The sequence below is a fragment of the Micromonospora sonchi genome, from assembly GCF_014646235.1.
In the GTDB taxonomy this organism is placed as follows: domain Bacteria; phylum Actinomycetota; class Actinomycetes; order Mycobacteriales; family Micromonosporaceae; genus Micromonospora; species Micromonospora sonchi.
In genome coordinates, this window is sequence record NZ_BMNB01000045.1 from 1 (window position 1) to 26528 (window position 26528).

25 protein-coding genes and 1 pseudogene are annotated in these 26528 nt (G+C 73.4%); 15 read left to right on the forward strand and 11 right to left on the reverse strand.

Annotated elements, in window-relative coordinates:
- Positions 1-144: 144 nt before the first annotated feature.
- Positions 145-576 carry a cytochrome c oxidase subunit 4 gene (locus IEY61_RS28830; protein WP_189050005.1) on the reverse strand — a complete coding sequence of 144 codons (432 nt, stop codon included), beginning with the start codon at positions 574-576 and terminating at the stop codon, positions 145-147.
- Positions 577-586: 10 nt separating this feature from the next.
- Positions 587-1558 carry an aa3-type cytochrome oxidase subunit II gene (gene ctaC, locus IEY61_RS28835; protein WP_189050007.1) on the reverse strand — a complete coding sequence of 324 codons (972 nt, stop codon included), beginning with the start codon at positions 1556-1558 and terminating at the stop codon, positions 587-589.
- Positions 1559-1754: 196 nt separating this feature from the next.
- Here ctaC and IEY61_RS28840 point away from each other — a divergent pair, with 196 nt between their 5' ends.
- From IEY61_RS28840 to IEY61_RS28855, 4 genes are read left to right on the forward strand one after another with little or no spacing between them, the layout of a single operon-like run.
- Positions 1755-2906 (forward strand): cysteine desulfurase family protein, encoded by a 1152-nt coding sequence (locus tag IEY61_RS28840; protein WP_189050009.1) that lies wholly within the window; start codon positions 1755-1757, stop codon positions 2904-2906.
- The gene (locus IEY61_RS28845) at positions 2903-3148 is read left to right on the forward strand and encodes a sulfurtransferase TusA family protein (RefSeq protein WP_189050011.1); all 246 of its coding nucleotides are present in this window, start codon (positions 2903-2905) and stop codon (positions 3146-3148) included. Before IEY61_RS28840 ends, IEY61_RS28845 begins: the two co-directional genes overlap by 4 nt.
- A gap of 26 nt (positions 3149-3174) precedes the next feature.
- A complete protein-coding gene (locus IEY61_RS28850; protein WP_189050013.1) occupies positions 3175-3807 on the forward strand; it encodes a DUF5753 domain-containing protein in 633 nt (210 codons plus the stop codon).
- Positions 3808-3821: 14 nt separating this feature from the next.
- Positions 3822-4028 (forward strand): DUF397 domain-containing protein, encoded by a 207-nt coding sequence (locus IEY61_RS28855; protein ID WP_189050015.1) that lies wholly within the window; start codon positions 3822-3824, stop codon positions 4026-4028.
- A 123-nt stretch (positions 4029-4151) separates the two neighbouring features.
- Here the strand turns inward: IEY61_RS28855 and IEY61_RS28860 are convergent, their stop codons facing one another.
- From IEY61_RS28860 to IEY61_RS28875, 4 genes are all read right to left on the reverse strand, one after another.
- The gene (locus tag IEY61_RS28860; RefSeq protein ID WP_189050036.1) at positions 4152-4499 is read right to left on the reverse strand and encodes a VOC family protein; all 348 of its coding nucleotides are present in this window, start codon (positions 4497-4499) and stop codon (positions 4152-4154) included.
- A 40-nt stretch (positions 4500-4539) separates the two neighbouring features.
- Positions 4540-5517, reverse strand: coding sequence for a carbohydrate kinase family protein (locus IEY61_RS28865; RefSeq protein ID WP_189050038.1), 978 nt, complete (start codon positions 5515-5517; stop codon positions 4540-4542).
- Between the two features lie 113 nt (positions 5518-5630).
- Positions 5631-5999: an iron-sulfur cluster insertion protein ErpA gene (erpA, locus tag IEY61_RS28870; RefSeq protein ID WP_189050040.1), complete on the reverse strand. Its 369-nt coding sequence runs from the start codon at positions 5997-5999 to the stop codon at positions 5631-5633.
- A gap of 112 nt (positions 6000-6111) precedes the next feature.
- Complete coding sequence (locus IEY61_RS28875; protein ID WP_189050042.1) at positions 6112-7251, reverse strand: glycerate kinase family protein; 1140 nt, start codon at positions 7249-7251, stop codon at positions 6112-6114.
- A 59-nt stretch (positions 7252-7310) separates the two neighbouring features.
- Between IEY61_RS28875 and nadA the strand changes: the two genes are divergently transcribed.
- From nadA to IEY61_RS28890, 3 genes are all read left to right on the forward strand, one after another.
- Positions 7311-8498 (forward strand): quinolinate synthase NadA, encoded by a 1188-nt coding sequence (gene nadA, locus IEY61_RS28880; RefSeq protein ID WP_189050044.1) that lies wholly within the window; start codon positions 7311-7313, stop codon positions 8496-8498.
- Positions 8499-8719: 221 nt separating this feature from the next.
- The gene (gene murA, locus IEY61_RS28885) at positions 8720-10075 is read left to right on the forward strand and encodes a UDP-N-acetylglucosamine 1-carboxyvinyltransferase (RefSeq protein ID WP_189050077.1); all 1356 of its coding nucleotides are present in this window, start codon (positions 8720-8722) and stop codon (positions 10073-10075) included.
- Between the two features lie 87 nt (positions 10076-10162).
- On the forward strand, positions 10163-10753 hold the full coding sequence (locus tag IEY61_RS28890; protein WP_189050079.1) for a DUF3043 domain-containing protein: 591 nt from the start codon (positions 10163-10165) through the stop codon (positions 10751-10753).
- Positions 10754-10809: 56 nt separating this feature from the next.
- On the opposite strand, the gene IEY61_RS28895 is transcribed toward IEY61_RS28890, so the two are convergent.
- Together IEY61_RS28895 and IEY61_RS28900 are read right to left on the reverse strand one after the other, a co-directional pair.
- Positions 10810-11118, reverse strand: coding sequence for an AzlD domain-containing protein (locus IEY61_RS28895; protein ID WP_189050046.1), 309 nt, complete (start codon positions 11116-11118; stop codon positions 10810-10812).
- The gene (locus IEY61_RS28900) at positions 11112-11924 is read right to left on the reverse strand and encodes an AzlC family ABC transporter permease (RefSeq protein ID WP_189050048.1); all 813 of its coding nucleotides are present in this window, start codon (positions 11922-11924) and stop codon (positions 11112-11114) included. Before IEY61_RS28900 ends, IEY61_RS28895 begins: the two co-directional genes overlap by 7 nt.
- Before the next feature lie 68 nt (positions 11925-11992).
- Between IEY61_RS28900 and IEY61_RS28905 the strand changes: the two genes are divergently transcribed.
- The 3 genes from IEY61_RS28905 to IEY61_RS28915 all read left to right on the forward strand — a co-directional run bounded on the left by IEY61_RS28905 (position 11993) and on the right by IEY61_RS28915 (position 18024).
- Entirely contained in the window at positions 11993-12553 is a 561-nt protein-coding gene (locus tag IEY61_RS28905; RefSeq protein WP_189050050.1) for a helix-turn-helix domain-containing protein, read from the forward strand.
- Positions 12554-12946: 393 nt separating this feature from the next.
- A complete protein-coding gene (locus IEY61_RS31615; protein WP_229706532.1) occupies positions 12947-16942 on the forward strand; it encodes a WG repeat-containing protein in 3996 nt (1331 codons plus the stop codon).
- 83 nt (positions 16943-17025) lie between these two features.
- Entirely contained in the window at positions 17026-18024 is a 999-nt protein-coding gene (locus IEY61_RS28915) for an aldo/keto reductase family protein (RefSeq protein ID WP_189050052.1), read from the forward strand.
- Positions 18025-18109: 85 nt separating this feature from the next.
- Here IEY61_RS28915 and IEY61_RS28920 read toward each other — a convergent pair whose 3' ends face one another.
- Both IEY61_RS28920 and IEY61_RS28925 read right to left on the reverse strand, forming a co-directional pair.
- On the reverse strand, positions 18110-18901 hold the full coding sequence (locus IEY61_RS28920; RefSeq protein ID WP_189050054.1) for a site-2 protease family protein: 792 nt from the start codon (positions 18899-18901) through the stop codon (positions 18110-18112).
- Entirely contained in the window at positions 18901-19101 is a 201-nt protein-coding gene (locus tag IEY61_RS28925) for a hypothetical protein (RefSeq protein ID WP_189050056.1), read from the reverse strand. The genes IEY61_RS28920 and IEY61_RS28925 overlap by 1 nt, the downstream gene beginning before the upstream one ends.
- A gap of 108 nt (positions 19102-19209) precedes the next feature.
- Between IEY61_RS28925 and IEY61_RS28930 the strand changes: the two are divergent.
- The 5 genes and pseudogenes from IEY61_RS28930 to IEY61_RS28950 all read left to right on the forward strand — a co-directional run.
- Positions 19210-20535, forward strand: a pseudogene (locus IEY61_RS28930) (serine/threonine-protein kinase); the annotation flags it as partial.
- Between the two features lie 372 nt (positions 20536-20907).
- Positions 20908-21114, forward strand: a complete 207-nt coding sequence (locus IEY61_RS28935) for a hypothetical protein (RefSeq protein ID WP_189050060.1) — start codon at positions 20908-20910, stop codon at positions 21112-21114.
- A gap of 77 nt (positions 21115-21191) precedes the next feature.
- Positions 21192-23060 carry a bifunctional adenosylcobinamide kinase/adenosylcobinamide-phosphate guanylyltransferase gene (gene cobU / locus IEY61_RS28940; protein ID WP_189050062.1) on the forward strand — a complete coding sequence of 623 codons (1869 nt, stop codon included), beginning with the start codon at positions 21192-21194 and terminating at the stop codon, positions 23058-23060.
- Positions 23050-23823, forward strand: coding sequence for an adenosylcobinamide-GDP ribazoletransferase (locus IEY61_RS28945; RefSeq protein ID WP_189050064.1), 774 nt, complete (start codon positions 23050-23052; stop codon positions 23821-23823). The genes cobU and IEY61_RS28945 overlap by 11 nt, the downstream gene beginning before the upstream one ends.
- Positions 23824-23889: 66 nt before the next feature.
- A complete protein-coding gene (locus IEY61_RS28950; protein ID WP_189050066.1) occupies positions 23890-25179 on the forward strand; it encodes a DUF2314 domain-containing protein in 1290 nt (429 codons plus the stop codon).
- An 88-nt stretch (positions 25180-25267) separates the two neighbouring features.
- Here IEY61_RS28950 and gcvT read toward each other — a convergent pair whose 3' ends face one another.
- On the reverse strand, positions 25268-26392 hold the full coding sequence (gene gcvT, locus IEY61_RS28955) for a glycine cleavage system aminomethyltransferase GcvT (RefSeq protein ID WP_189050068.1): 1125 nt from the start codon (positions 26390-26392) through the stop codon (positions 25268-25270).
- Positions 26393-26528: the final 136 nt, after the last annotated feature.

Here is a 26528-nt window from a genome sequence, read left to right on the forward strand (position 1 = left end):
CACCCGCCCTGAAGCGCGTTGATCATGAGGTTAGCGGCGATGTCGATCTCCTGAACTGCCGCTAACCTCATGATCAACGCGGCCCGGGGGATGAAAGCGGGAAGCCCGCCTCCCCTGGGGAGGCGGGCTTCCCGCGTAACGGGGTCAGTGTTCGGCGGTGCGGCGGGTGCCGGAGTAGTACTCGAACAGCAGGCCGCAGGCGGCGAAGATCACCGCTATCGCGCCCAGGCCGAGCAGCCAGAGCTGCCAGTACACCAGGCCGAAGCCGCCGATCGTGGCGGACAGCGCCAGGCCCATCGGCCAGTAGCTGCCCGGGCTGAAGAAGCCGACCTCACCCGCGCCGTCGGCGATCTCACCGTCCGGGCGGTCCTCCGGGCGCAGGTCGATCCGACGCGCCACGAACCAGAAGAAGCCGCCGCACATCGTGCAGAGCGTGGCCGACAACAGCAGGGCCACGGTGCCGATCCACTCGATGCGACCAGCACCCGCCTCGCCGTAGGTCCAAGCGCCGTAGAGGACGGCCGTGAAGAGCAGGAACGCGGCGATGCTCAGGAAAATACGCCACTCGGTCTTCATGCCCGTTGCCTCAGCTTCCCGCGCCGACCGCAGCGCTGCCCTGGTTGAAGTTGTGCTCGGTACGCCGCGTCTCGAACGGCCGCGTCTTCACCGCGTACGGCTCCTCGCCGACGGCGGTCAGCGCATCCTGGGTCGAGGCCCCGTCCTGCTTGGCCGCGAGGAACCGGTCGAACTTCTCCGGCGAGACCACCCGCAGCTCGAAGTTCATGAAGGCGTGGTAGCTGCCGCAGAGCTCGGCGCAACGGCCCACGTACGCCCCCTCGCCCTCCAGCCGGGAGACCTCGAAGACGTTGCGGATGTTGCCCGGCATGACGTCCCGCTTGAACAGCATCTCCGGCACCCAGAACGAGTGGACGACGTCCTTGCTGGTCTCCTCGAACCGGATGGACCGGTCGGTCGGCAGCACCAGGATCGGGATGACCTCGCTGGTGCCCAGCACCGACGCGGTGGTGTTGGCGTCCTCGCCCTGGCCGTCGCGGTAGTTGAACTGCCAGTTCCACTTGAACGCGACCACCTCGACGGTGACGTCGGGGTTGCTGGTGGTCTTCACCACGTCGGTCTGCACGACCGCGGTGTAGTAGAAGAGCACGGCGACGATCAGCACCGGCGCGATGGTGTACAGGAACTCCATCGGCAGGTTGTAGCGGGTCTGCACCGGCAGCTCGTTGCCACGCTTGCGGTAGCGCACGATGCACCAGAAGATCAGGCCCCAGACCAGCAGACCGACCACGAGCGCCGCGATGCACGAGGCGATCCACAGGTCGTACATCCGCCGGGCCTCCGGGGTGATGCCCCCCTGCGGCCAGCCGAAACCGCCGAACGCCGCGCCGACGTCACAGCCCGTGAGCAGGACCAGCAGCGCCGCCCCACCGAAGCCGAGCCCGGCGAGACGTCCGACGCGACGCCCCCGCCGCGCACCGGCTCCTGGGGATGCGCTGCGCCGTACGGCCGTCGGCCGTACTTCCGAACTCTCTGCGACCACCTGGTCCTGCCTCCCTAGCGCGCCGCGGTGTCTTCCTCGATCTGGTCGGCTCCGCCGAGCGGAGCCACCGCACCAGCGGCAAAGGCGTCACCGACGGTCGCAGATTACTCGACCATGACGGGCTGGACCCGGTTGGGGTCAGAGTCAGCACCCGACGGGGTATCCGGCATCGGCGGAGGCGATAGCGTGCTAAGACGTGATCCCTTCCCCCGTTTACCTGGACGCCGCCACCGCCGCCCCGCTGCACCCGGTCGCGCGGCAGGCGTTACTCGCCGCACTCGACGACGGTTGGGCCGACCCCGACCGGCTCTACGCGTCCGCCCGGCGCGCCCGCCAGTTGCTCGACGCCGCGCGCGAGGCCGCGGCAGACACCCTCGGCGTACGCCCCGACGAGCTCTCCTTCACCGCCAACGGCACCACCGCGGCGCATTCCGCCGTGCTCGGCGGCCTGGCCGGACGGCGGCGGGCCGGCACGGTGCTGGTGCACTCGGCGATCGAGCACTCGGCCGTGCTGCACGCCGCCGAGCGGCACGTGGCGGGCGGCGGCGCGGCGAGCGAGGTGCCGGTCGACCGCCTCGGCCGGTTGGACCTCGACGCCTGGTCACGGGCGGTGGCCGGGCCCGGAGTGGCGCTGGCCGCGTTGATCGCGGCCAGCCACGAGGTGGGCACCGTCCAGCCGGTCGAGGCCGCGGCGGCGGCCTGCGCCGACGCGGGGGTGCCGCTGTACGTCGACGCCGCCCAGACGGTGGCTCGGATGCCGGTGCCGGCGGGCTGGTCGGTGCTGACCGCCAGCGCCCGCAAGTGGGGCGGCCCGCCCGGCGTCGGGCTGCTGGTGGTCCGCAAGGGCACCCGCTGGGAGTCGCCCTGGCCGGCCGACGAGCGCGAGGCGGGCCGGGTGCCGGGCACGGTGAACCTGCCGGCCGTGGTGGCGGCGGCGGCGAGTCTGCGCGCGGCGGCGGCCGACGCGGCGGCGGAGGCCGCCCGGCTGGCGCCGCTGGTGGACCGGATCCGGGCCCGGGTGGCGGCCGAGGTGCCGGACGTGGAGGTGGTCGGCGATCCCGAGCGGCGACTGCCGCACCTGGTCACCTTCTCCTGCCTCTACGTCGACGGCGAGGCGCTGCTGCACGCGCTGGACCGGCGCGGCTTCGCGGTCTCGTCCGGCTCGTCCTGCACCTCGTCCACGCTGCGCCCCTCGCACGTGCTGGAGGCGATGGGGGTGCTCTCGCACGGCAACGTACGCGTCTCGCTGCACCGCGGCACCACCGAGGCCGACGTGGAACGCTTCCTCGCCGAGTTGCCCGGCATCATCGCCGACCTGCGCGCCCAAGCCGGGGTGGTGGGCCTGTGACCGCCCCGGAGGGCCCGGTCGCCGGCGAGCCCGACGAGGTCCTCGACTGCCTCGGTCAGCGGTGCCCGCTGCCGGTGATCGCGCTGGCCCGCCGGCTGCCCGAGCTGCCGGTCGGCGCGGTGCTCCGGGTGCTCGCCGACGACCCGGCGGCCGCGGTCGACATCCCCGCCTGGTGCCGCATGCGCGGCCACGATTTCCTCGGCACCACCGGCCCCGCCCACCACATCCGCCGGGCACGGTGAAAGGAAGGGCCCCTTATTAACGCCTCGTGCATAGGCGGGGCCCCCTATTAACAACGCAACGCCTCATCCACCCAGAGCAGTCGCAGCTGACGACCGGAGCGAGAGAAGAGGCGTACGTCGGCCTGGAAGGTCTCGCTGACGGCGCGTTCGTCTTCGAGTCGATGGTGATCCCGGGCCTGCTCCAGACCGAGAGCTACGCCCAGGCCCTGACTCTCGGCACCGGCTTCGTCCGGCCGGACCACGCCGAGCGCTTCGTGTCGTTCCGGCAGGCAAGGGCGCAGCGGTTGACCGACGAGGAGCCGCTGACGCTGCACGCGGTCATCGGCGAGGCGGCGCTGCGGCTGCGGGTCAACGGTGACGAGACCCGACGCGCCCAGCTCGCCCACCTGGCGGCGATGTCGGAGCTGCCGAACGTGACCGTGCAGGTGCTCCGCCCCGAGGACGGTCCGCACGCGGCAGGCGCGATCGGCAAGTTCGTCCTGCTGGACTTCGCCCACGTCCAGCCGATCGCCTACACCGAGGTCCTCGACGGGGCGATGTACGTGCAGGATCCGGACGGCGTGCGGACCTATAGAATGGTGGCCGACAACCTGCGCCAGGTCGCCCTCTCGCCCGCCGAGTCGCGCGCGTTGATCAGGGGGTTGGCCGGCGCGGCCTAGCCCCGGAGGCGAGCGTGTCCACCCCCGACCTCTCCGCCGCCCACTGGTTCACCAGCAGCCGCAGCACCAACAACGGCGACTGTGTCGAGTGCGCGATCCTGCCCGACGTGGTGGCGGTGCGGGACAGCAAGGACCGTTCCGGCCCCGTGCTCACCTTCTCGCGTCGCCAGTGGTCGACCTTCATCACCGCAGTTACCCCGACCACCCGCCTCACCCGCTGACCACCGACCTCACCCGCGCGCGGCCGGTCCCATGATGGCCGACAGTTCCATGCCGTCGCCTCACCAGTTCGCCCAGATTCGAGAGGCTTGTCGGGACCGGTAGCCCTTGGTCCTTCTGCCGGTTCAGTGGTGGCTGACGACGTTGACCACCTTGCCATCCGGGTCGCGGACGAAGAAGCGCCGGACGCCCCACTGCTCGTCGGTGATCGGGTGCACGATCTCTGCGCCCGTCGCGCGTACCGCCTCGTAGGCGGCGTCGACGTCATCGACCTCCACGCTGAGATCCGGGTTTACGGGGGCCGCTGCATCTTTGGTGATGAGGATGACCTGGGCGGTGGGGTTGGACGGTGAGACCAGGTTGACCACCCAGCCCAGGTTCATCTCCTCACGGAAGCCCAAAAGCTGGTAGAAGCCGCTGCTCGCGGCCGGATCGCCGGTGGTGATATCGGGCACGGCGCGGCGAATCGTCATGCCGGATTTTGGCATGCGAAGTGCTGGCTCGCACGGGTAGTCAGGGGAGGATGTGCGGGCGGATGTCGTCGGCGGCCTGGTCGCCGTAGGACTCGGCGAGGCGCTTGACGAACAGGTCGCGGCGCACGTCGTACTCCTGGGTGCCGACGGTCTCCAGCACCAGGGTGGCGAGCAGGGAGCCGACCTGGGCGGCCCGTTCCAGCCCGACCCCCCAGGACAGCGCGGTGAAGAACCCGGCCCGGAAGCCGTCGCCGACGCCGGTGGGGTCGACCGCCTGGGTCTGGCGGGCGATCGGTACGTGGATCGGGTCGATGTCCCGCCCGGCGATCTCCACCCCGTGCTTGCCCAGCGTGGTGACCCGGACCCGGACCAGGTCCAGCAGCTGGTCGTCACTGAGCCCGGCCTTCTGCTGGAGCAGCGACTTCTCGTAGTCGTTGGTCATCAGGTAGTCCGCGCCCTCGATCAGCGCCACCACCTCCTCGCCCGGCATGCGGGCGAGCTGCTGGGACGGGTCGGCGGCGAACGGGTAGCCGCGCTCACGACACTCGGCGGAGTGCCGCAGCATCGCCTCCGGGTCGTTGGCGCCGACCAGCACCAGGTCCAGCCCGCCGAGACGCTGGGCGACCGGCTGCAGCTCGATGTTGCGGGCCTCGCTCATCGCACCGGCGTAGAAGGAGGCGATCTGGCACATCTCGGTATCCGTGGTGCAGACGAAACGTGCGGTGTGCGCCACCTCACTGACGTGCACCGAGTCGCAGTCCACCCCGTGCCGCTCCAGCCAGGAACGGTAGTCGGCGAAGTCGGCACCGACGGCGCCGAGCAGCACCGGGCGCAGGCCGAGCTGCCCCATGCCGAACGCGATGTTCGCCGCCACCCCGCCCCGGCGCAGCACCAGGTCGTCCACCAGGAAGGAGAGGGACACCTTGTGCAGCTGGTCGGCGATGAGCTGGTCGGCGAACCGGCCCGGGAAGCTCATCAGGTGGTCGGTGGCGATCGAGCCGGTCACGGCGATCTTCATGGCAACCCTCGAGGTCGGAAGCAGAGCGCGGTCAGCCTACCGGCGCCGCGACCGGGCAGGGAGGCCGACGGCGGGGCAGCCCGCAGGGCTGCCCCGCCGTCGGGGAGATCGAGTCAGTTGAAGGAGTCGCCGCAGGCGCAGGAGTTGCCCGCGTTGGGGTTGTCGATGGTGAAGCCCTGGGCGTCGATCCGGTCGGCGAAGTCGATGGTGGCGCCGGAAAGGTACGGGGCGCTCATCCGGTCGACGACGACCTCGACGCCGTCGTAGTCGGTGACGACGTCACCGTCGAGCGAACGCTCGTCGAAGAAGAGTTGGTACCGCAGGCCGGAGCAGCCACCCGGCTGCACGGCGACCCGGAGCCGCAGGTCGTCGCGGCCCTCCTGCTCGATCAGGGCCTTGACCTTCTGCGCCGCGACGTCGGTGAGGACGACGGACGTGGGGGCCTTGGCCTCGGTCGACTCGGTCTGCGCTGGCGTGGTCACGTGGAATTCTCCCTGCGCGCGTTCGGGTGTGGTCTTTCCTGGCCAACGTCAGCCGCCGGTCAGCGATTCCCACAAGTGGTCCAGATACCGATTGTAGGCCGCCGGGATGCGGTCAGCGGCTCCACTGCCGGGCCAGTCGGGCGCCGAGCGCCCGTAGCCCCTCGGCCGGGCGGTCCAGGGCCGCGGCCAGGCCGCCGCGTTCCTCACCGCCGAAGTGCTCCACCAGACTGTACGCGTCGGTCACCCCGACCGCCGCCGCCTCGCGCCGACCCGTGCTCACCTGCCCGGCGAGCACGACGCAGGGTACGCCCCGGTCGCGGGCGGCGCCGGCCACTCCGGCGACCACCTTGCCGCGTAGCGACTGGTGGTCGAACCTGCCCTCCCCGGTGATCACCAGGTCGACCTCGTCGAGCGCGGCGTCCAGCCGGACAGCTCGGCTGACCAGCCCGATCCCGGACTCGCACCGCCCACCGAGGGCCAGCAGCGCCGCGCCGATGCCGCCGGCCGCGCCCCCGCCGGGCAGCTCGCCCAGCCCGCCGGGGCAGCCGGGCAGGTCCCGCTCCAGCACCTCGGCCCAGCGTTGCAGCGCGGCGTCGAGCAGCAGCACGTCGGCGCGGTCGGCGCCCTTCTGCGGTCCGAAGACGTTGCTCGCCCCGTGCAGCCCGAGCAGCGGGTTGTCCACGTCGGTGGCGGCGATCAGCCGTGCGGAGCGCAGCCGGGGGACGCCGTCGAGCGTGGCCACGGCGGTCAGCGCGGCGCCGCCGTACGGCAGGGCCATGCCGGTGCCGTCCAGCGGCACGGCGCCCAGCGCGGTGAGCATCCCCGCGCCACCGTCGTTGGTCGCCGAACCACCCAACCCGACGATCACCGTACGGACGCCCGCCTCGACCGCGGCGGCGACCAACAGCCCCAGCCCGTACGACGTGGCGGCCAACGGATCGCGCTCGGCGGCGGCGAGCAGGTGCAGTCCGCACGCCTGCGCGCTCTCCAGCCAGGCGGTCGCCCCGTCGTCGGTGAGCAGCATCTCACCGGCGGCCGGGCGGCCCAGCGGATCGACCGTCGGCACCGGCACCCGCCGACCGGGCAGCGCTTCGGCGAGCACGTCGAGGAAACCGGGCCCGCCGTCGGCCAGAGGTCTGATCAGCAGGTCGTCTCCGGGGGCGACCTCCCGCCAACCGTCGGCCACGGCGGCGGCCACCTGGGGGGCCGGCAGCGTGCCGGCGAACTTGTCCGGGCAGAGCAGTACGCGCATGCCTGGCAGTGTGGCAGCCCACACCGGTGGGGGCTGCGCACCGGTTTCGCTGTGGGACCATGGAGCGCGTGACGTCGTCGACCTGGGTTGAACCCTCCAACACCGCCACCGCGCTGCTGCTCCTCGGCCGTGGCAGCGATCCCGCCACCGAACGTGGCGTGGAGTGTCCGGGCGATCTGCCGGCGCCGAGTGATCCCGACCTGGTGGCCCGGGCGGCGGCGGCCAAGGCCGCGCTCGGCGACAAGGTCTTCGTGCTCGGCCATCACTACCAGCGCGACGAGGTGATCCAGTTCGCCGACGTGACCGGCGACTCGTTCAAGCTGGCCCGCGAGGCCGCCGCCCGGCCGGACGCGGAGTACATCGTCTTCTGCGGCGTGCACTTCATGGCCGAGAGCGCGGACATCCTCACCTCGGACGCGCAGCGCGTCGTCCTGCCCGACCTGGCGGCCGGCTGCTCGATGGCGGACATGGCCGCGCTGCCACAGGTCGAGAACGCCTGGGACGTCCTCACCGACGTGGGTGTGGCCGAGCGGACGACCCCGGTCACCTACATGAACTCCTCGGCGGACATCAAGGGCTTCGTCGGCCGGCACGGCGGCGTGGTCTGCACCTCCTCCAACGCCAAGCGGGCCCTGGAATGGGCATACGAGCAGGGCGAGAAGGTGCTCTTCCTGCCCGACCAGCACCTGGGTCGCAACACGGCGGTGCTGGAGATGGGCTTCTCCCTGGACGACTGTGTGCTCTACGACCCGCACAAGCCGGGCGGCGGGCTCACCTCGGAACAGCTGCGCGACGCGCGCATGATCCTCTGGCGTGGGCACTGTTCGGTGCACGGCCGGTTCACCCTCGACAGCGTGAACGACGTCCGCGAGCGGGTGCCCGGGGTCAACGTGCTGGTGCACCCGGAGTGCCGCCACGAGGTGGTCAAGGCCGCCGACCTGGTGGGCTCGACCGAGTACATCATCCGGACCATCGAGGCGGCGCCCGCCGGTTCCGCGTGGGCGGTCGGCACCGAGTTGAACCTGGTTCGCCGGCTCGCACTGGCCCACCCGGACAAGCAGATCATGTTCCTCGACCGGGCGGTCTGCTACTGCTCGACGATGAACCGCATCGACCTGCCGCATCTGGTGTGGGCGCTGGAGGAACTGGTCGCCGGCCGGGTGGTCAACCAGATCACCGTCGACGCCGACACCGCGCACCAGGCCCGGGTCGCGCTGGACCAGATGCTGGCGCTGCCCGGTTCCTGAACGGCCAGACGATCACCCTCGGTAATGCGGAAGGTACGAGAAAGTGCCGGATCACCGATTGATGCCCTCCCCAACGGTGTGACCGGATCCAAACTCGTCACGGAGGGCTATGCTGCCCGGGCGACAACACACGGGCCGACGTTTGCCCACGACCGGTTCGCGGGTAGCGACCCGTGGTGTCCCCACATCGAAACGGCAGCACGCACGCGCTGGAGGTTGCGTTGACCGACGACGTCCTGGTCGTACACGGAGGCACCCCGCTGCAAGGGCGGATCCGCGTGCGCGGCGCGAAGAACCTGGTCTCCAAGGCGATGGTCGCCGCACTCCTCGGCGACAGCCCGAGCCGGTTGTTCGACGTACCGAAGATCCGTGACGTGGAGGTGGTCCGGGGCCTGCTCGGGCTGCACGGCGTCAAGGTCACCGACGGCGACGACGACGGCGAACTGGTCTTCGACCCGGCGAACGTGGAGAGCGCCAGCACCGACCAGATCAACGTGCACGCCGGCTCCAGCCGGATCCCGATCCTGTTCTGCGGTCCGTTGCTGCACCGTCTCGGGCACGCCTTCATACCCGACCTGGGCGGCTGTCACATCGGTCCGCGGCCGATCGACTTCCACCTGCAGGCCCTGCGGGAGTTCGGCGCCACGGTGGACAAGACGCCCGAGGGGCTGCACCTGTCCGCGCCGAACGGCCTGCGCGGCACCAAGTTCGCGCTGCCCTACCCCAGCGTGGGCGCGACCGAGCAGGTGCTGCTCACCGCGGTGATGGCCGAGGGCGTCACCGAGTTGCGCAACGCCGCCGTGGAGCCGGAGATCATCGACCTGATCTGCATCCTGCAGAAGATGGGCGCGATCATCAAGGTGCACACCGACCGGGTGATCGAGATTCAGGGCGTGCCGAAGCTGCACGGCTACACGCATCGGCCGATCCCGGACCGGATCGAGGCGGCGAGCTGGGCGGCGGCGGCGCTGGCCACCCGTGGTCACGTCGAGGTGCTGGGTGCCGAGCAGGCCGACATGATGACCTTCCTCAACGTCTTCCGCTCGGTCGGCGGCGAGTACGAGGTGACCGACGCCCGGCCGCCGAAGCTGGGCCACCCCGGCCAGGAGGGCGGCATCCGGTTCTGGCACCCGGGCGGCGAGCTGAACGCGGTGGCCCTGGAAACGGACGTGCACCCGGGCTTCATGACCGACTGGCAGCAGCCGCTGGTCGTCGCGCTGACCCAGGCCCGCGGCCTGTCGATCGTCCACGAGACCGTCTACGAGCAGCGGCTGGGCTACACCGAGGCGCTCAACTCCATGGGCGCCAACATCCAGGTCTACCGGGACTGCCTGGGTGGCACCCCGTGCCGCTTCGGCCGGCGCAACTTCAAGCATTCGGCGGTGATAGCCGGGCCGAGCAAACTGCACGCCGCCGACCTGGTCATCCCGGACCTGCGGGCCGGATTCAGCCACCTGATCGCCGCGCTGGCCGCCGAGGGCACCTCCCGGGTGTACGGCGTCGACCTGATCAACCGGGGCTACGAGGACTTCGAGGCCAAGCTCGCGGACCTCGGCGCGCACGTCGAGCGGCCCTGATCCCGGTCACCCACCGACCCACCCGCCCGTGTCCGGTGCACCCGCGATGTGCACCGGGCACGCGACGTTGGCTACCCTTGCCGCGTGCTGTCGCTGTTTCGCCGTAAGTCCGCTGACCTCGCCGACCCCGCCACCGAACCGGTAACCCCGGCGGAGGAGGACGCGCGTCCCCGTGGCTACACCCCGGGCAAGGGGCGCCAGACGCCGAAGCGGCCCGCCACCGGCCGTCGGCCGGCTGGCGCGACCAAGCCGCTGACCAAGGAGGAGGCCAAGGCGCTGCGGCGGGAACGCCGCGCCGAGGCGGCGGCCGAGTTCCGGCGCGAGGGCGGCCCCCGCGACCGGGGCCCGGAGCGGGTGCTGGCGCGCAACGTGGTCGACTCCCGGCGTACCGTCGGCACCTGGTTCTTCGGCGGCGCGCTGGTCGTGCTGATCGGCTCGAACCAGATGATGCCCGAGGCGATCCGGCTGGCCTCCAATCTGCTGTGGGGCGCGCTGGCCGTGGGCGTGGTGATCGACTCCGTGCTCATTTCCCGGAAGATCAAGAAGCTGGTCATGGCCCGCTTCCCGCAGACCACCCAGCGGATGGGGTCGCTGTACCTCTACGCCATCATGCGGGCGATCACCTTCCGCAAGCTGCGTACCCCGGAACCCCGCGTCGCCATCGGCGACCAGGTCTGACCAGCGCCATCGGCGACCAGGTCTGAGCAGCGCCATCGGCGACCGGGTCTGACCGCTCAGGGCACGCCGAGCAGACGCAGCAGCGCCGCGGTGCCGGCGGCGGCGACGACCACGATCGCGAACGGCGCCCGCCGCCAGGCCAGCAGCACTCCCACCAGGACGCCGGCCGGCCGGGCCCAGCCGGCGAACCAGCCGACCTCGGTCAACGCCGCGGTCGCCGCCAGCGCCGCCAGCAGCGTCGCCGCACCGACCGGCAGCAACTGCCGCGCCCAGGCCGGCAGGTCGAGCCGGTCCCGCAGCAACACCCCGGCGACCCGGAAGGCGTACGTCCCGACGGCCAACGCCACGATCACCGCGATCAGCATCGCTCCTCCTCGCCTCCGGCCGGCACTGCTCGACCCGGCCCTGCTCCGGCCGGCACTGCTCCGGCCGGCACCGCCCGGGTCCCCTCCGCCGGCGCGCCGGCCACCGGCCCGTCGACGTCATCGGCCGGCGCCGGGTGCCGCCGCGTCAGTCGGCGTACGGCCAGCAGCCCCGGGCCCACCAGGGCGAGCAGCACCGGCAGGCCGGCTGGCAACAGCGGCGTGGTCAGCACCGCCACCACCGCGCCACCCAGCGCGGCCCGCCGGGTGTCCCGGTCCCGCAGCGAGGGCAGCAGCAGGGCGATCAGCCCGGCCGGAAACGCGGCGTCCACCCCGAACGCGGCCGGGTCGCCGGCCACCCCACCGACCAGCACGCCGAGCAGGGTGCCGCCGTTCCAGGCCAGAAAGAGCAGGACGCCGGCGAGCCAGAAGGCCCGCCGCCGGACGGCACCGGCCGGACGGGCCAGCGTAAAGGCGGTCGCCTCGTCGGTCATCAGGTGGCTGCCGAGCAGCCGGTGCCGCAGCCGGTGCCCGATCGCGTCGCCGAGAGCCAGACCGAACGGCAGGTGCCGGGCGTTGATCAGCAGCCCGGCGAGGACGGCGGCCACGGGATTGCCGGCGGACATCAGCCCGATCGCCATGAACTGCGCGCCCCCGGCGTAGACCAGCATGGACATGGCGACGGCCGCCCAGCCGGGCAGCCCGGCGGCGACCGCCATGGCGCCGAACGAGGCACCGACGGCCGCCATCGCCGCGCCAATGGCGGCGACGTCGCGCAGCACCCCCGGCGTTCGTTCTGGTGTACGCATGGTTCAGCATAATGAACACGCCCCCTGTCGTTCGTCAAATCGAACAAACTGGACGTCGGAGCGAACCAATGCCCACACAGCCCTCTCCCCCGCTGGCCACCATCGCCGCCGCCCTGCGCCACGAACGGCAACGGGTCGGCCTGTCGCTGACCGAACTCGCCCGCCGCGCCGGGATCGCCAAATCCACCCTGTCCCAACTCGAGTCGGGGGTGGGCAACCCGAGCGTGGAGACACTGTGGGCGTTGGGCGCGGCACTCGACGTGCCGTTCAGCCGGTTGGTCGAGCCACCGACGTCCGGCGTGCGCGTGATCCGGGCCGGCGACGGGCCGCAAATCCGGTCCGAGCACGCCGACTTCACCGGCACGCTCCTGACCGCCGGCACCGCACACGCGCGCCGCGACGTCTACCTGATCGAACTGGAGCCGGACGGGGTCCGCACCGCCGAACCGCACACCCCGCGGAGTGTCGAGCACATCGTGGTGGGCTCCGGCCGGCTACGGTGCGGACCGGAGCACGAGCAGGTGGAACTCGGGCCTGGCGACTACGCGACCTTCCCCGGCGACGCGCCGCACCGTTACCAGGCCCTCGAACCGGGCACCTTCGCCGTACTGATCATGGAACACCCGTGACACCCCGGCCGGCGGGCGGCGCGAGTCGCGGCATCATCGAGGTGCGCGGCGGATCCGGCAACCGCAGGCTGACCAGGGCCGGATACCGTCAGAAGTCCGATTCCGACAAGGAAGCAAATGTCCGGATCAATAGGATAACGTTTGGCTACGGCACCGCGCCGCAGTGGCGGTGAGCGAGTCCACGCCGCTACCCTCCTTCCGCAGCCATCCGGTACCGGAACGAGCGACCTCACCGGTTCCCGGAGGCGCCCAGCGCGACCATTTCCGACGAGGTGACATCGCCGTGAGCGAGCGGACGCGAGCCGACCACCGGGGCGCGGCCGTGAGCGGGCGGCCCGCCGCCACCTGCCGCGCCGAGCATCGGCCTCGCGACCGCACCGACAGGTCCGCCGGATGAGTCGCGGCTACGCCGACCGGTGGCACGATCCCAGCGAGCCGTCCTGGGTCGGCGAGCCGACGAGCGAATGGCAGCCACAGTTCCCGGGCCAGCGTTACCCGGGCGACATCGGCATCGACCACCATCAGCCGCCGCCGGCACGGGGCCGGGCGAGCGCCGTCGGCCGGGCCGAGGTGCCACCGCTCGCGCCGACCAGACCCGACGGCACGTACGTGGGCCGGTCCTGGGCCGACGAGCCGGACGGCTGGCCGGGCCGGCACGAGGTACCCGAACAGCGACGTCACGAGGGGTCGAACGGTGCCCGCCCGCACGACCGGTCGTACCCCGCCGCACGGCCGGAGCGCCCCGACGGTCGGCACTTCCCGCAGACCGAGCCGCCCCGTGGGCGCGACGGAGTCACCTGGTCCGACGTCAGCTCGGCGGGTGCGACGAACGGTGCGCCGCCTCGCCGCGACCGACGCGAGCCCGACCGCTACCCGCAACGCGACACCGACCGACGCGAGCCCGACCGCTACTCGCAACGGCCCGGCCATCGTGAAGCCGAGGGCTACCTCCGCCGCGACGCCGACCGGCGAGACCAGCGCGAGCCCGACCGCCACGCCCAGTGGCCGCGCCGATCCGAACCGACCGACCGCGACCAGCACCGGTACCGTGGCACGCCGGTCTCGCCCGGCCGGCCGGGCGAGACCGGCCGGCCGGAGCCCGGTTGGCTGCCGGAGCCGAGCGAGCAACGGCGTCGGCCCGCCGCCCCGCAACGATCGGCCGAGACCGCGAGCCGCGGGAATCCCGGCGACGGCGCCCAGCAGCGCCCCCGCTATCAGTGGAGCAGCCACCCCGGCGAGCCCGCGTACGACGATGGCCTCCGGGTGGACGGGTACCGGGCGGAGTTCAGCGTCGGGGACCCGGACAGCGCCCCGTACCCGGACGGTTACGTCGACGACGCGCCGGGTCGCGAGCCGCGCGACGAGTGGCGAGACCCCGACCGGTCGCCCGGGCACGCCCGGCCCGAGCCGACGGCACGGGAGCCACAGGCGTTCGCCGGGTCGCCGGGTGGCAGCCTGCCCTGGCCCGAGCCGGGACCGCTGCGGCCGGACACCGGCCGGAACCACCGCGAGTACCAGCGGCCCGCCGCGCCCCCGCCCGACCGACCCCGGCGCGACGATCTCCGGCCCGACGCACCGGACCCCGAACGGTTCGCGCCCGACCGACCGGCCGCGCAGCGGCCCGACCTCGACCGACCCGTCTCTCCCGCGCCCGACCGCGAGCCACCTCAGCCCGATCGACCGCACCTGTCGGTGGTGCCCGACCTTCCGGTCTCCCCCGCAGCGGAGTACGCCCCACCCGTCTCCCCCGCCGGACGGGCCCGGCCGGTCTCCCCGGCAGCGGAGTACGCCCCACCCGTCTCCCCCGCCGGACGGGTCCAGCCGGTCTCCCCGGCAGCGGAGCGCGACCGACCGGACGCGACCCGCCGGGATCGGCCCGACACCCCGACCGCCGGCAGGGAATGGACCCACGGCCCCCGGCCGGACCTGGACCGACGACCCGCCGCACATGCCGGCCACGATCCGGTTGGCCCGCGCCGACCGGCGGCCTCTGCCGGGGAGCCCGCACCGGCCGGGGAGACGGTACGGCCGGCACCCCTGCACCAGCACGAGGTACGCCCAGCCCCGCTGCACGAGCACCAGGTCCGTCCCGCGCCCCTGCTCGACCAGCCGGTCGTGGCCACCCCGCCGCCAGTGGCGCCGTCGGTCGCCGCCGCGCCACCCGCCGCAGGCCCCACCACGGCACAACCCGTCTCCGCGCCACCGGCCCGCCCACCGGTTTCCGCGCCACCCGCGCACCGACCGGTTTCCGCGCCAGCGGCTCCCGGGGCCGCGTCCCGCAGCTCGGCACCTCCGGGCGAAGGGATGGACACTCCCGCCGCTCCGGCCGCCCGAAAGCCGACCCGGTACGTCCCACCACCGCCCGCGCCGAACGAGCACTCGCCGCTCCGGGCACCCTCCGACGGCCCGCAGGCATGGTTCGGGTCGCCCGCTCCCGACCCGGCCCAGCCGCCGTCCGGACCGGCGGACACCCGGCCGTTCCGGCCCGATGACAGTGCCGCGCCGACGCCGACGCCGGCCGCCCCGGCCACGCCGGTCTCTCCCGCCGCGGCCGGTTCGCTCTTCGCGCCACCCGCCTACCCGACTTCCGCTCCACCCGCCGCCGAGCACACCGACGCGCCATCCGCATGGGCGCCACAGATGCCGCCGCCGGCACCGCCCACCTCCGCGCCACCGTTCTCCACGCCACCGACCTCCGCGCCGCCCGCTCCACCGGCGCCATCGGCCGGAGAACCACCCGCGCCACCGGTGGTCGCACCGTTCTCCGCACCACCGACGCCGCCACCCGCCACTGCGCCGACCGCTACCTCACCGATCTCCGCGCCCCCGCCCCCACTTGCACCACCGATCTCCGCACCACCCGCACCACCGATCTCCGCACCACCCGCGCCACCGATCTCCGCACCACCGGCACCACCCGCGCCACCGGCCTCTGCGGTGCCGGCCTCCGCGCCACCAGCGGCGCCGGTCTCCGCGCCACCGATCGCTGCCTCGCCTGCTGCCGCACCGGCGGCAACCCCGGTCTCCGCGCCACCGGTGTCCGCTGCGGACGGCGAGACGGCGGCGGAGGTGGCCGTGGCACCCGAGCCGCCGGTCGACCCCGAGCAGGTGTTGGCGAACTACCGCTGGCGGCTCGACCCGACGACGCTGCGCGAGGTCGCGGACGACCCGGAGGAACTGCGTACGGTCCGGGAACGGTTGACCGACAAACTCGACTCGGCCCTCGACAACCGGTCCCGGGCCCGGCTGTTGAGCCTGCGGGCGGTGGTCTCACGAGTCCTCGGCGACTTCGACGACGCGTTGGACGACGGCCGGATGGCGTTGACCTACGCCGAGGCGACCGGAGAGCTGCGCCGCGCGGCCCTGGCCCAGGCACGGTTGGCGCACGTGCTGCGCTGGCGCGGGGAGTTCGCCGAGGCCGACCGGCTGTTCGCGGAGGCGAACTCGGCCGAGCTACCCGATCGACTGCGCGCCGCCCTGCACGAACACGCCGCCCGCTGCTGCTACGACCAGGGGCGGTTGATCGAGGCGTGCCACCACTTCGAGCGGGCTCTCGACCTGCGCGGCGAGGGCGACCCGGAACTGTTGGCCCGGGTCCGGATCGGACTGGACGCGATCGCCGCCCGCGCCGCCGAGAGTGGCTTCGGGCCGTACCCACGTGGTTGGGACGAGGTGTTGGAGCGGGACCGCGACCCGGTCCCGGCGCGCGACGGCGGCCAGGGGCTCTGGGGTTACGCGGACAGCGAGGGCGACATGGTCGTGCCGGCGCGGTACGCCGAGGCACAGCCGTTCTCCGACGGCCTGGCCTGGGTGCGTGGCCCGCAGACGGACCGCTGGTCGTTGATCGGCCTGACCGGCGAGACCGTCATCGAGCCGACCTACCTCGCGGTCCGACCCTTCTCCGACGGCCTGGCCTGGGTGGTACGGGACGAGAGCGGTTGGCTGGCCGTCGACACCGGCGGGGAGGTCGTCGTACCACCCGGCTTCGCCGACGTGCGGCCGTTCCACAAAGGCGTGGCGGCGGTACGCCGCGAGGGCTGGGGTGCCGTCGACCGCACCGGTCAGGTCGTGGTGCCCACCCGCTACCACGGTTTCCACACCGCGCTCGCCGACGGCCGGTACGTCGACGGCTTCACCGACGAGGGACTGGCCGTGGTCGACGTGGCCGGCCGCAAGGGCGTGGTGGACCGCACCGGTCAGGTCATCGTCGCACCGGCGCACCCGGCGCTGCTCATCCACCCGGTGGCCTTCCTGGCGACCAACGGCGGTGGCCGCTGGGGTGCGCTCGACCGGCGGGGAGGGCCGCTGATCGATCCGGTGTTCCATCATCCGAACGAGGTCGTCGCGGAGATCGAGGCGCTGCTCACGGACGCCAGCCCGGTGCTCTGACCCGAGGGCCCGGCACCGGATCCGCCCCGGATGCGAGCCGGTCTGACCGGCGGCTCAGGCCGACAGCGGGCTAGGGTCAGGGCATGGAATTCCGACACCTTGGCCGTTCCGGCCTGATCGTCAGCGAGATCTCGTACGGCAACTGGATCACCCACGGTTCACAGGTCGAGGAGGAGGCGGCGCTCGCCTGTGTCCGAGCCGCCCTGGACGCCGGTATCACCACCTTCGACACCGCCGACACCTACGCCGGCACCCGCGCCGAGGAGGTGCTCGGCCGGGCGCTGGAGCAGGAACGGCGCGAGGGCCTGGAGATCTTCACCAAGGTGTACTGGCCGACCGGGCCGGGCCGCAACGACCGGGGCCTGTCCCGCAAGCACATCATGGAGTCGATCAACGGCTCGCTGCGCCGGCTGCGGACCGACTACGTGGACCTGTACCAGGCCCACCGGTACGACTACAGCACGCCGCTGGAGGAGACGATGGAGGCGTTCGCCGACGTCGTGCACTCCGGCAAGGCGCACTACATCGGCGTCTCCGAGTGGAAGGCGTCGCAGATCCGCGAGGCCCACGCCCTCGCCCGGGAGCTGCGCATCCCGCTGGTCTCCAGCCAGCCGCAGTACTCGATGCTCTGGCGGGTCATCGAAAGCGAGGTCATCCCCACCAGCGAGGAGCTGGGCATCGGCCAGATCGTCTGGTCGCCGATGGCGCAGGGTGTGCTCTCCGGCAAGTACCTGCCCGGCCAGCCGCCACCGGCCGGCTCCCGGGCCACCGACGAGAAGTCCGGCGCGGGTTTCATCGCCAAGTGGCTGACCGACGACGTGCTGACCCGGGTCCAGCAGCTCAAGCCGCTGGCCGACCAGGCCGGGCTGAGCATGGCCCAGCTGGCCATCGCCTGGGTGCTGCAGAACCCGAACGTCTCCTCGGCCATCGTCGGGGCGACCCGCCCTCAGCAGGTGCAGGACAACGTCAAGGCGGCCGGCGTCAAGCTCGACGCCGACCTGCTGAAGGCGATCGACGAGATCGTCGACCCGGTGACCGAGCGGGATCCGGCGCGTACCGAGTCCCCCGCCGAGCGTCCCTGAACCGGCCGACGGGTAAGGAAGGGCCCCCTGTCAACGCCTCGCGTTGTACAGGGGGCCCCGCTTGACCGGGCGGCTCGGCGCCGGGTCAGCCCTGCCAGAAGCGGATCAGCTCCAGGCCGGTGACGTAGAGCCACGGCGGCAGGCCGAGGAGGCCGCCGATCGCGAAGACCGCGTCGAAGAACCAGCCACCGATGCGCGGGTTCCAGAGCAACGCGAAGAGCAGGATGAAGCCGTACGGCGCGAACAGGTCGTACATCCGGCGCCACTGCGGGTTCAGCCACGGCTGGATCATGTTGCCGCCGTCCAGACCGGGCACCGGCAGCAGGTTGAGCACGCTGGCGGTGATCTGGAGGAAGGCGAGCAGGGCCACGGCGGCCCAGAACTCCACCGGCCCGCCGCCGGGCGAACCGAGCCGCAGCACCGCCACCAGCACCAGGGCGAACAGCACGTTGGTGGCCGGGCCGGCGAGGCTGACCAGGGTGTGCCGCAGCCGCCCGGGAATCGCGTGCCGGTCCACCCAGACCGCGCCGCCGGGCAGGCCGATGCCGCCGAGCAGCACCACCGCCACCGGCAGCGCGATGGACAGCAGCGGGTGGCTGTACTTCAGCGGGTTGAGGGTCAGGTAGCCGCGATGGGCCACGCTCCGGTCGCCGGCCCGGTAGGCCACCACGGCGTGGGCGTACTCGTGCAGGCAGAGCGAGACCAACCAGCCGGAGACGACGAACCCGAAGACCGCGAGCCGGACGTTGCCGATCCCGTGCCAGGTCAGCACGGCGCTGGTGGCCAGCAGCGCGACCAGGGCGAGAAAGACCGGGCTGGGCCGCAACGCCGCCCGGGGCACCCCGAGCACCGAAGGTTCGGCGTCCCGGGAGGTCATCACTCCGCCGCGGGCAGCAGGCTCATCCGGTAATCCACCCGATCGTCCTCGACGAGCACTACCGAGGTGACGCCGGATGCCGCGAGCTCCCGCCAGGTCTGGCCGATCCAGGACTCGGCGTCCGCCTGGCTGCCGAACGACTCGGTCGGCCCGTCGACCGGCTCGCCGTTCGCGCCCTCGTACCGCCAGCTCCACGACATGTGCGCGTCTCCCCTCGCCGCTGATGTCCCATTGGACGAACCCCCGCCAGCGTAGTCGGCCGCCCGGCCGGCGGCCGAGGGCCGGCCGACGGCCGGTACCGTGGCCCGGTGCTGACTCAAGGGGTCGTGCTCAGCGAGCGGTACCGGCTGGGCGAACGGGTGGCGACCGGCGGGATGGGCGCGGTCTGGCGGGGCACGGATCTCCTGCTGGGCCGGGAGGTCGCGGTCAAGGTGCTGTTGCCGGCACTGAGCGCCGATCCGGAGTTCACCAGGCGGTTCCGGGCCGAGGCGCGGATGCTGGCGGCGCTGCGGCACCCCGGGGTGGTCGCGGTGCACGACGTCGGCCAGGCCACGCTCGCCGACGGCAGCCAGGTCGACTACCTGGTGATGGAGTACGTGGAGGGCGAGCCGCTGAGCGCCCGGGTGCGACGGTTGGGCCGGCTCGACCCGGTCACCACCATGTCCGTGGTGGCGCAGACCGCCGAGGCGTTGCACGCCGCGCACCTCGCCGGCATCGTGCACCGCGACGTGAAGCCGGGCAACCTGCTGGTCAAGCCGGACGGCCGGGCGGTGTTGGTCGACTTCGGCATCGCCCGCTCGGGCGCGACGGCGGGGATCACCGCCGCCCACACGGTGCTCGGCACCGCCTCGTTCATGTCCCCCGAGCAGGCCACCGGCCAGCCGATCTCCGGGGCGAGCGACATCTACTCGCTCGGCGCCGTGGCGTACCTCTGCCTCGCCGGGCGTCCCCCGTTCGTCGGGGACAACCCGTTGGACGTGGCGCTGCGGCACCAGCGGGATCAACCGCCACCGCTGCCGCCGGACGTCCCGGTGCCGGTCGCCGCGGTGGTCCTCCGAGCCATCGCGAAGCAGCCGGGCGACCGGCACCGCAGCGCGGCGGACTTCGCCGAGGCCGCCGCCGGAGCCGGAGCCGCCGCCGCCGGAGCCGGAGCCGCCGCCGGAGTGGGAAGCCGGGTCGCCGTCGCGGCGCCGGGTGCCGCCGGGGGCGGGGCGACCGCGCCGGACAGCATGCCCACGGCCGGCCGGAAGCGACCCAGACGGCTACGGCGGTCGACCCTGGTGACCGTCGCGGCGGGCGTCGTGACGGTCATCGCGGCGGGCGTGGCGCTGGTCGTGGTGTCGCTGCCGCCACCCGACGACACCACGACGCCGGCCACCACGCCCGCGCTGGCCGGCGACCCGCTGGTGGTCGCCTCCCGGCGCGCCGGCACGGGTGGCGACGGCGGCCGGCAGAGCCCGACGTCGTCGCCCAGCGCGACGCGGCCGTCGGCGACCTCGCCGTCGCCGGAGCGCAGCAGCGTCACGGCGCCCACTGCGGCGTCGAGTCCTGCCTCCTCACCCCGGCCCCGGCCGAGCGCCACAGCGACCGCCGGCGGTGGCGAGAAACCGAACCCCTACACCGCCGCGCAGGCGTGCGGCAGCGGATACCGGGTGATCAACACGGCGACGCTGACCGCCGGTGGCCGCCGGCAGGGCAAGGTCCACCTGCTCTACCACGCCGGGACCGGGTCGAACTGCGTGGTGACGCTCAAGGAGACCGCGGTCGGCACGGCCACCCCGGTGATGGCCTTCCTGGAGGTGCGGGGCCGGGCCCGGTCCACCGACAGCGGCTCGTACCAGTACTACGCCGGGCCGGTCCGGGCCAACGCCGCCGCGACCTGCGTGAAGTGGGGCGGCTCGGCCGGTGGGGCCAGCTACAGCAGCCCGTTCGAGCACTGCGACTGACCGTCGCGCCGCCGGGTATGTGTCGGTGGAGACCGACCCGATGCGGCACCGGAGGCGAGGATGACGACACCGATCCCGAAGATGGACACCACGGAGCTGCGCGACATCGCGGTACACGGCGGCATCGAGGGTGCCCGGGAGATGGACCGGGAGGAACTGATCGACGCGCTGCAGGCCCGCCCCGGTGAGGGCACCTGGCAGGAGGACCCGAAGCCGGCGGACGTCAACCCCAACGACTACCTGTACGAGGCCCCCGAAGGTCGGTGAAGCGGTGCCGGGACGGCCGCGGCGCCAACGGCGTACCTATGCTGCCCCCGGCGCCGGCCTGGCCGTAAGGTACGGGCATGTCCCTAGACGGGTGGAACCGGGTCCTGGTGCTGGGCGGCATCCGCTCCGGCAAGTCGGAGTTCGCCGAGTCCCTGGTCGCCGACGCGACCTCGGTCCGGTACGTGGCCACCGCGGCCGGCGCGGACGACGACGCGGAGTGGTCGGCCCGGATCGCCACGCACCGCGCCCGCCGGCCCGCGTCCTGGCGCACCGAGGAGACCGCCGACGACCCCCGCCGGCTGGCCGACGTGATCGCCACCGCCCGGCCGGAGGAGACGCTACTCGTCGACGACCTCGGCAACTGGGTGACCGTGCTGCTGGACCCGGCGCATCAGCCGGCCGACGACACCGCCACGATCGCCGAACTGGCCGCCGCCGTCCGGGCCTGCCCGGCACGGCTGGTGCTGGTCAGTCCCGAGGTCGGGCTGTCCCTGGTGCCGACCACACCACTGGGTCGGGCGTTCACCGACGCGCTCGGCGCGGTCAACCGGGCCGTGGCGGACGCCTGCGACGCGGTGATCCTGGTGGTCGCCGGCCAGCCGTGCCGGCTGAAGCCGGCCGGCGCGCTCCCGGCCGCCGCCGGCCAGCCCCGGACTACGGTGCCCGCGCAGAGCGGCCCCGCCGCCCACACCGGCAGCACCGCACCCACCACCCTGCCGGTGGCCGCCACCGGGCTGGTCATCGAGCCCGGCATGGAGCTGCCCATGCCGGACGAGTACGCCGGGCCGCAGGCCGTGGACCGGCTGGCCACACTCGACGTGCCGGGCACCGGACTCGGTGTCCTGGAGCAGGTGGTCTCGTTCGCCGCCGCCACCCAGGGCACTCCGATTCCGGCGGCCTGGCGGTCGGTACGCGTACTGCTGCTGCACGGCGACCACTCCGGTGGCGTCGCCGCCGGCAGCCGACCCGGCGAATCGGCCCGGCGGGCCCGTCAGGCCGGCGCTGGTGAGGGTGTGCTCGCCCGGCTGGCCGCCGAGAACGGTGCCGGCCTCCAGGTGGTCGACGCCCCCACCGCCGCGCCCATCGAGGACGGTCCCGCGCTCACCGCCGAGGAGGTCGAGTCGGCGCTGCGCCACGGCTGGCGGCTGGCCGAGGAGGCCGCCGACGTCGGCGTACAGCTGCTGGTCCTGGCGGCGTGCGGCGCCGGCACCGAGGCCGCGGCGGCTGCCGTGCTCGCGGCGACCGCCGGGGCCGAGCCGCCCGCGGTGCTCGCCCGGGTGGTCACCGCCGGCGGCGAGATCGACGACGCGGCCTGGATGGCGCGCTGCGCGGCGGTCCGGGACGGGCTGCACCGCGCCCGCCACTCCTCGCGCGACGCCAAGGAAGTGCTCGCCCAGCTCGGCGGTGGGGACATCGCCGTCGCCACCGGCATCCTGCTCGGCGCGACCGCACGCCGCACGCCGGTCCTGCTGGACGGGCCGGTCGGCGTGGCGGCCGCGCTGGTCAGCCGGGACCTGGCCGGCCAGGCCCGACACTGGTGCCTGCTGGCCGACCACGGCGGGCATCCCGCAGTCCAGTTGGCCGCCGACGTGCTCGGCCTGGCCCCCCTGACCGAGCTGCGGCTCGACCTGGGCGAGGGGGCGAACGCGCTGACCGTGCTGCCGCTGCTGCGGTCGGTGCTGGCGTTGGCCGCCGCGCTGCCGACCCGCCCGGAGCCGCCCGACGACGAGGCACGGCCGGACGAGACCGACGCCGGACCGAACGGGGACGACGCACGGCCGGACGAGACCGACGCCGGACCGCAGGAGGAGGAGGCCGGGCCGGACGAGACCGACGAGGACACCGAGCCCGACTTCCGCGAGCCCGAGCCCGAGGGGCCGGGGCCGACGACCACCGAACCCGAACCGGCCCGGTCGGCGGATCCCACCGGCTCGCGTGCCGGCTGAGTCCCGGCTCGGTGCCGGGGCGCGGCTCGCGCTGACCACCTTCACCGTGGCACCGGTACGCGCCGGTCGGATCGACCGGGCCACGGCCGGTGCCGCGATGGCGTTCGCCCCGGCGGTGGGCGCGCTGCTCGGGCTGCCGCTGGCCGGTGTGCTGCTGCTGTTCGACACGCTCACCACCCCGCTCGTCGCCGCCGGGATCACCGTCGCCGTGGGGGCCCTGCTCACCCGCGGGTTGCACCTCGACGGGCTGGCCGACACCGTGGACGCGCTCGGCTCGTACCGGCGGGGCCCGGCCGCGTTGGAGATCATGAAGCGGCCGGACGTCGGGCCGTTCGGCGTGGTCGCGCTGGTGCTCGTCCTGCTGGTGCAGGCCGCGGCGCTGGCCGAGCTGGCCGACCGGTCCCGGCCGGCGGCGCTCGCCGCGGTCGTCACGGCCACCGCGGCCGGTCGCCTCGGGGTGACGCTGGCCTGCCGGCGGGGCGTACCGCCGGCCCGACCGGAAGGGCTCGGTGCGCTGGTGGCCGGCACCGTCGGCCCGGTGGCGCTGGCCACCGGGGCGGTCGCCGTGGTGCTGCTGGCGGTCGCGGCGGTGCCGGGCCGCCCCTGGCAGGGGCCGCTGGCCGTGCTGGTCGCGCTCGCCGTCGCGGCCGGGCTGCTGCGCCATGCGGTACGCCGACTCGGCGGGATCACCGGCGACGTGCTCGGCGCCATCGTCGAGGTGGTCACCACGCTCGTCTACCTGGGACTGCTGCTGTCCGACTGATCCGGGGGATCGGCGGCGGGTAGCGTTCTCCCACGACAGCACCGCCCGCGGCACCCAGGGGACGCCATGCTCATCACCGACGACTTCCTGCCCGTTCCGGTCCCGGAGTCGCTCAGCGCGACCTACCTGGTGCCGACGGCGGGGCTGCCGGCGGTCAGCGCCCGGTCGGCGGTACGCGGGCTGGCCGGCCGGCTGGCCGAGCCGGTGCACGGGCTGGCCCGGCAGATGCTGGACAGTCCGCTGATGAGCGTCGACGTCCTCCCGATCGGCGAGTTCCCCGAACTGCCGCCCGACCTGCTCACCGCGTTCGGCGCCGGGGCAGCGCAGCTGGACCGGCTGGCCGCCGCCAGCCACCTGGTGGTGGTGCAGGCCGAGTACCGGCCGGGCTGGCCACCGGCGCACGAGTGGGCGGCCCGGGCGGTGGCCGCGGCGGTCGCCGAAACGATGGACAGCGACGTGGTCGACGTCTTCGGGTTGCAGTTCCTGGACCCGGGCGCGGCACTGCGTTCCCTGCCCAACGCGCAGGGCCGGGTCCGACTCGTCGACTGGGTCCTGGTGCCGTACTCCTCGGGCGCCGACGGCCTCTGGTTCACCACCAAGGGGTTGCGCCGTTTCGGCCTGCTGGAGTTGCAGACCCAGGGCGTGCCGGACCACCTCACCCGCGCCTGGGGCGCGGTGATGACCGGTGCCGCCCGGCGGCTGCTGCGGGACTGGACCGACGGGTTGGCCGGCGACGAGGTGCCGGCCTTCGTGCAGTTGCCGGTGCTGGCCACGGTGACCGGCCACGACATCGCGGTGGCGTACGGCAATCCGGAGCAGCACGGCGCGACCCCGCCGGTGCTGCTGCGGCTGGAGCTGGACCCGGCCACCGACCCGGAGGCCGACTCGTTCCTCAGCCTGCGCCCGCCCGCCGGGCATCCCGGCCCGGCCGGGCGCTACTTCGCCGCCGCCTGCGCCACCCTCTTCTCCGGGATCCAGCCCGACGTGCGCTACGCGCGCCCGGGCGATGCGATGAGCCGGGCGATCGCCACCGCCCGGGCCGGGCTCGGTGACATCCGCGCCCGGTTCCGCGGCGGGCACCTGCTGCCGGAGACCCAACTGGTGATCAAGTACGGGTTGCCGGGCGACGACGGCCCCGAGTACGTCTGGGCCGGGGTGACCTCCTGGGACTCGCCGGAGCAGATCGTCGGCGTCAGCGCCAGTGACGCCAACACCGACCCCGCCGTACGCATCGGCTCCCCCGTCGTGGTGGAGGCCACCGAGGTGGTCGACTGGGCCGTCCTCGACGCCACCGGCGTCACCGAGGGCGGCTGGACCCAGGCCGTCCTGGACGCCGGTACCCCACCCACCCCCTGACCCTCACCCCCTCGTTGATCATGAGGTTGACGGCGAAGTCGATCTCTCCAACTGCCGCCAACCTCATGATCAACTGGATCAGCGGACGTCAGCGGACGGAGGGTTGGATGAAGGGTGGGCGGGTAAGGCGGGCGGGGGTACGGCGGGCGCGGATGTCGACGTGCAGCTCCGCGCCGTCGGGAAGGGCGGGGGTGGTGTCGATCAGCGCCAGGGCGATGCCCTGCTTCTTCGTCGGGCTGAAGGTGCCGCTGGTGATCACGCCGACCGGGGTGTCGCCGTGGAACACCGCCATGCCGGGGCGCGGGATGCCCCGGCCGACGATCTCCAGGCCGCGCAGCGTACGCGCCGGACCGGCGGCCTTCTCCGCGAGCAGCGCGTCCCGGCCCCAGAACGCCGGCTTGTCCCAGCCCACCGCCCAGCCCACGCGGGCCTGCACCGGAGTGATCTCGAGCGACAGGTCCTGCCCGTGCAGCGGGTAGCCCATCTCGGTGCGCAGCGTGTCCCGGGCGGCCAGCCCGCAGGCCCGTGGCGCCGGCTCGGCGGCGAACAGCGCGTCCCAGACTCCGACCGCGTCGCCGGCGGGCACGACCAGTTCGTAGCCCAGCTCACCGGTGTAACCGGTGCGGCACACGGTCAACTCGACCCCGTGCAGGGTGGCCGGCGAGAAGCTCATGTACCCCAGTTCCGTGGGCAGGCCCAACGCGCCCAGCAGCTCCGCCGACCGTGGCCCCTGCACCGCGAGGACGGCGTACGCGTCGTGCTCGTCGGTGACCGTGACCTGCGGCGGCGCGGCGGCGCACAGCCGGCGCACCACCTCGGCGCTGTTCGCGGCGTTCGGGATGAGGAAGACGTGGTCGTCGGCGTACCGGTAGGCGATCAGGTCGTCCACCACCCCGCCGGTGGCGTCGTCGCAGCAGAGGGTGTACTGCGCCCGGCCCGGCCCGATCCGGTCCAGGTCGTTGCTGAGGCAGGCGTTGACGAACCGCGCCGCACCGGGGCCGGTCACCCGAGCCTTGCCCAGGTGCGACACGTCGAACACGCCGACGTCGCTGCGCACCGCGGCGTGTTCCCGCAGCACCCCGCCGCCGGCGTACTCCAGCGGCATCTCCCAGCCGCCGAACGGAGCGAGCTTGGCGCCGAGCGCGGCGTGCCGCCCGCTCAGCGGAGAACGACGCGGCCGGGTCGCGGCGGCATCGGTGGTCACGTCAGCCATGGGTGGAACTTACCGGGGCGGGCGAGGCTGGTTAGCATCGGCGGGGCCCCACCGGATCTGCCGGCGGGCCAGCACCAACGCCCGGTGGACAAATCAACCGCCGGGGAAACTCACCGCCGGTACGCCACGACGCGAC